The 2,148-nt window shown below is 59.3% G+C and carries 2 protein-coding genes; both read right to left on the bottom strand.

Features of this window, described 5'->3' with window-relative positions; all coding sequences use genetic code 11:
- Window positions 1-104 precede the first annotated feature (104 nt).
- Window positions 105-932: an ammonia-dependent NAD(+) synthetase gene (nadE, locus tag D8U18_RS19460; protein ID WP_056852392.1), complete on the bottom strand. Its 828-nt coding sequence runs from the start codon at window positions 930-932 to the stop codon at window positions 105-107.
- 4 nt (window positions 933-936) lie between these two features.
- The coding region (gene pncB, locus D8U18_RS19455; protein WP_241664340.1) for a nicotinate phosphoribosyltransferase at window positions 937-2,148 on the bottom strand (1,212 nt) is incomplete at its 5' end.

Genomic DNA, 2,148 nt, shown 5'->3' with positions numbered 1-2,148 from the left:
CGGAGCGTCCCGGCCTGCATTCCCACGCAGAGCGTAGGAACGATCAGCGCAAAAAAGCCCGCTGAAGCTCAACACTTCAGCGGGCTTTTTCATTCAATCACCCTTCAAGGCGCAAACGGCATTACCCGTTTGTGGTGCGTCTTGTTGAAGGTGTCGACGATGATCTTGAACGCTTCTTCGCGCACCGGGTTGCCATGCAGGAAGGCATCGATCTCGGCATAGGTCACACCGTGGGAGGCTTCGTCCGGTTTGCCCGGTGACAGGTCTTCGAGGTCGGCTGTCGGGACTTTTTCCACCAGTGATTCCGGGGCGCCGAAGCTGCGGGCAATCGCCCGGACCTGGTTTTTCACCAGCCCGCTCAGCGGTGCGAGGTCGCAAGCGCCATCGCCGAACTTGGTGAAGAAGCCCATCACAGCTTCCGCTGCGTGGTCGGTGCCGATCACCAGGCCGTGGGCCGCACCGGCGATGGTGTACTGAGCGACCATGCGCATCCGCGCCTTGGTGTTGCCCAGCACGAAATCCACCGAGACTGCGTGCTTGCCTTCAAAGGCCGCCACTTCATTGGCCAGGGATTTGACCGCCGGGCCGATATTCACGGTGTGGCGCTCGTCCGGCTTGATGAAGTCCACCGACGCCTGGGCGTCGTGTTCATCGAACTGGGTTTCGTATGGCAGGCGCACGGCGATGAACTTGTAGTTGCCGTCACCGGTACGCTGGCGCAGTTCTCGCATGGCACGCTGGGCCAGCAAGCCCGCGGTCAGGGAGTCGACCCCGCCACTGATGCCCAGCACCAGCGTCTTGAGCCCGGAATTGATCAGGCAATCCTGAATGAAGGTGATCCGTCGGGCGACTTCTGCCTCGAGGGCGGCGTCATCGGCGAACGGCGGTTGAACCTTGAGCTGCTCAGCAATCTCACGCTGTACGGCTTGCATGAATTCACTCCTTGCTAGATAGACTGGATGAGGCAGGAACCTGGAAAACGTGTCGCAAATAAGCGACGAAATTCGGGTCTTTACAGTGAGTCTTGCCTGGCTCGTCGGAGATCTTCGCCACCGGCTGGCCGTTGCAGGCGGTCATTTTAAGCACGATGCTCATCGGTTCGACACCCGGAATGTCACAGGTCAGGTTGGTGCCGATGCCGAAGCTCACATTGATCCGACCACGCAGCGCCCGGAATATCTCCAGGGACTTGGGCAGTGTCAGGCTGTCGGAGAAGGTCAGCGTCTTGCTCATGGGGTCGATGCCGAGCTTGTGATAGTGGGCGATGGCCTTTTCTGCCCACAGCACCGGGTCGCCCGAATCGTGGCGCAACCCGTCGAACAGTTTGGCGAAAAACAGATCGAAATCGCCGAGGAAAGCATCCATGGTGATGCAGTCGGTCAGCGCGATGCCCAACAGGCCCCGGTATTCGCGGACCCAGCAATCAAGGGCGGCAATCTGGCTGTCGATCAGCCGTGGGCCGAGTTGCTGGTGAGCCATGATCCATTCGTGGGCCATGGTACCCAGCGGTTTCATGTCCAGTTCCCGCGACAGGTGCACGTTGCTGGTGCCGACGAAACGGCCCGGAAAGTCGTGTTTGAGTACATTCACCACTTCTTCCTGCACGCGGTACGAGAAGCGTCGACGCGTGCCGAAATCGGCGACCTGCAGCTCCGACAGTTCGTCGCTGTCGGCGTTGACCGTCAGCCAGTCGAACTTGCGATACAGCTGCTCGCGTGCCTGTTCGAGAACGATTTCACGGTATCGGTAGCGATTGCGTACTTCGCTGACGATCGCCAGCAAAGGTACTTCGAACAAAATCACATGCAGCCACGGGCCGCGCAGGCGGATGAACAGTTCGCCATTTTCGATGCCGGTGTGGATGTAGCGCAGGTTGAACCGAAACAGCCCGAGAAAGCGCAGGAAGTCTGGCTTCAGGAAGCTGATGCGCTCCAGGAAGCTCAGCTGATCGGCGCTCAGGCTCAATTCCGACAAACGCTCGATCTGGTAGCGAATCTCCGCCAGATACGGGCGTAGATCCTCGCTGTTACGGCAACGAAACTCCCATTCGACTTCGACGTTCGGGTAGTTGTGCAGCACCGCCTGCATCATCGTCAGTTTGTAGAAGTCGGTGTCGAGCAGGTTCTGCACGATGCGATCGGCAAACAC

The sequence above is a fragment of the Pseudomonas sp. Sample_10 genome, from assembly GCF_004321495.1.
In the GTDB taxonomy this organism is placed as follows: domain Bacteria; phylum Pseudomonadota; class Gammaproteobacteria; order Pseudomonadales; family Pseudomonadaceae; genus Aquipseudomonas.
This window is presented reverse-complemented; position numbering and strand designations above follow the sequence as displayed.

Excerpts from the sequence above, each read along its gene's own strand:
- nadE (WP_056852392.1), bottom strand. The coding sequence starts at position 932 with ATGCAAGCCGTACAGCGTGAGATTGCTGAGCAGCTCAAGGTTCAACCG.